We start from the raw sequence: 2914 nt of genomic DNA, 5'->3' as shown, positions 1-2914 counted from the left end.
TGATCTTGTAGTGCATGACTACATCTCAACGTGCTTGCAACATATTGCAGAGCAGCCAAGTAACCTTGAGCCACTGCTACCTTGGAATATTAAGCAAGGCTAGGTGTCGTTAGCTATACGCTTACTCATATTGTAGATAAAAGCGAAGAAAGGATTCGATTACCTTTTAATTCTTTTAAAGGAAAATTACCAGTCATACTCAAGTTACTTGATACGCTCAAATTGTATACCAAATTTCTTACGGATTTAGATCTAGAATATGAGGAATTATTTGTAGGAAATTTCTTCGAAACGCAATTCCTTAATATCATATGTGGGGGTGATAATTTTCACTTGGATTGTAAAAGGAATATTGAATACTTAAATTGCTATTTTATCTTCGGTAATGAACATAGAAAGTTTTGTTCAAGCTATCATTTTAAGAAAGGGCTAGGTTCTAATAAATCTAATTATTATTATGATCATCATATTGAAAAGAGAATAATTTCAGATCTTAGCGAATTTCGCAGTGCTTTAAATCAAAAAGAGGATCTAATTATAGAGCTTTGAGTTGACTTTCATAATCGACTATTCTAAACCTAAACTAAGATTTTCTTAGTTTAGGTTGGCGATGCATTTTTTAGTTCAAACAAAACCTTACCCAGATGAGGCGCTTGAAAGCTATTTGCTAAGGCTTGCAAGTGATAACTCATACGATGGCTATAGTGAGCTTGCTGATATTTTATGGCAATGGCTTGTCGAGCAAGATCATGAGCTTGAAGGTGCGTTGCCGTTAGAGCTTAGTAAGGTTGATGTTTATCATGCTAGGCAAGCGAGCAGCTTTAGAATAAGAGCGCTAAAGTTGCTAGCCCAATTAGCTGATGTAAACGCTGGTAATATTCTTGCGCTTGCATGGCGGCGCAGTAACTTTAAATTTGGCAATCTTGCCGCAGTAAGCCGTAATGAGCTGACTATTCCCCTTGAGCTACTTCGCACTGATAATATACCTGTTTGCATTGAATGCTTGTTTGAATCTTCTTACGTTCCTTTTTATTGGCATTTAAAGCCCTATAAGACGTGCCATAAGCATAAAACACAATTAACTACACATTGTGGTGAATGCCATGAATTAATTGATTATAGAGCTTCTGAGGCGTTTTTAGAGTGTGGTTGTGGTTGTAAACTAACCAGTAGTGAACAGTTAAACGATGCAGACTTTAAAATTGCATCTGCGCTTGCAAGTAGTAGCAGCCAAAAAATAGTGGGGTTAATATCGTGGTTTGCGAAGGTTAAACAAATTGATGTAAGCGATTTAGACTTTAACCGTACCTTTGTGGAGTATTTTAGTACTTGGCCAGAAAGCCTTACCGCTGAATTAAATTTACTCACAAATAATGCGCGACTCAAGCAGCTTAATCCTTTTAATAAAACTAAGTTCAACTCTGTGTATGGAAATGTGAACTGTGATGCTCAAATAGCGGCAACAAGTAACCGTAAAAACAAAGTACTTGATGAGATTATTAATTACTTTGTTGAATTAGTTGATAGTAACCCTAAAGCTAAACATCCAAACATTGCTGACTTAGTGCTATGCACTTTTGATGCCGCAGTATTGTTAAACACCACCACAGAGCAAGTTTATAGGCTTCATCAAGAAGGCTTTTTAACCTGTGCTTATCCACAAAAAAAGCACGAACAGCTCAGAGCTGATAGCCATGTTTTTTATTTACGCCAAGTAATTGAACTACAGCAAGCATTTGCAGCTGAAAAGCCTCAAACAAAAAAACAATTTATAGCGCCGTGGTAACTTATGAACTTACAAGATGCACTTGCAATTGAACCACTGAAAGAAAAAACCACAACACTTAGAAAGTTGTTTGCCCCACACACGCCTCATGTTGCGGTAGATGGCTTCGAGGAACAAGCGCTGACTGTGCTCATTAACCTAGTTTATAAACGAAGTGAAATTGATGATTTAACAAGTGTAAGAGCCGCTAAAAGTGTATTACGTGATGAAGTGTTATTGAGTAAGTGCATTAACGAAGTTAAATGGTTTCATACTCATAATTTGAAATATCCCGATATACGAGTAAGCCATCAACGTTTAATTAGTAAGGTAGTAAGTGAAGATATTGCGGGTATTTGTAGCCGGTCATTACCTTTAAGTTTTGGATGGTCGCACAACAGTGCTGAAATTAATCATGCAAAGCTATTTTTAACCTCAGTTACTTGGCAAGGTGAAGTAACTTGTTTAGCAAAGTTATTAATAACCGAAGAGCCTGTTTGGATTAATTTAATAAGAGAGTACGGTTTTACTAAAAAAGCGGTTTTAGACATCGCGGGTAAAATAAAACAGCAGTTACCAGTGGCAGAGCTCCCATTAGAAGTAAGCTCTTTTTCACCACAATTACAAATGCCATTTCAGCAAAGCTACCTTGCGGTTACGCCTGTAGTAAGCCACGCAATGCTAGCTAAAATTCAGCAATTAACAACAGATCGTAAGTTAAATTTTGCTTTAGTTGAGCACTCAAGGCCTGCCAATGTTGGCGATTTAGCAAGCTCAGTAGGCGGCAATATAAGAGTGCTTCGTTACTTTCCTAAAACATATTCTAAGGCTATTAACCGCTCTAAAGTAGCCAATAATGATATAGAGAAAGCATTTAAAATTCGTGCGCTATTAAGCAGTCAATTTCAACAGGCACTTTTGGTATTGGTCGGTATTAAACAGTTTAATACGTTAAGGCAAAAGCGATTAGCGCGAGTAGCGGCTATCAGGCAAATACGTGTTAGCTTGCAATTGTGGCTGGATAACCGATCTTCCGCACCCACTTTAAGAATAAATTTTCTGATACTGTTTACCCAAACAATCAATGATGGTTTGATTGCGCGCTTCCAAATTGGCAACGATAGGAATTTTGTCTGGTAAATATATAAT

At 37.2% G+C, this 2914-nt stretch carries 2 protein-coding genes; both read left to right on the top strand.

All coding sequences use genetic code 11. From position 1 onward, the window contains the following. The first annotated feature begins 610 nt into the window (after positions 1-610). Entirely contained in the window at positions 611-1786 is a 1176-nt protein-coding gene (locus HHO47_RS18860) for a TniQ family protein (protein WP_169021679.1), read from the top strand. Between the two features lie 3 nt (positions 1787-1789). Beyond that, a complete protein-coding gene (locus HHO47_RS18855) occupies positions 1790-2905 on the top strand; it encodes a hypothetical protein (protein ID WP_248291058.1) in 1116 nt (371 codons plus the stop codon). Positions 2906-2914: the final 9 nt, after the last annotated feature.

This window comes from Pseudoalteromonas arctica, assembly GCF_012927645.1.
GTDB lineage: Bacteria > Pseudomonadota > Gammaproteobacteria > Enterobacterales > Alteromonadaceae > Pseudoalteromonas > Pseudoalteromonas arctica_A.
Note: the sequence above shows the minus strand (reverse complement) of the source record. Positions and strands in the feature narration are given on the sequence as shown.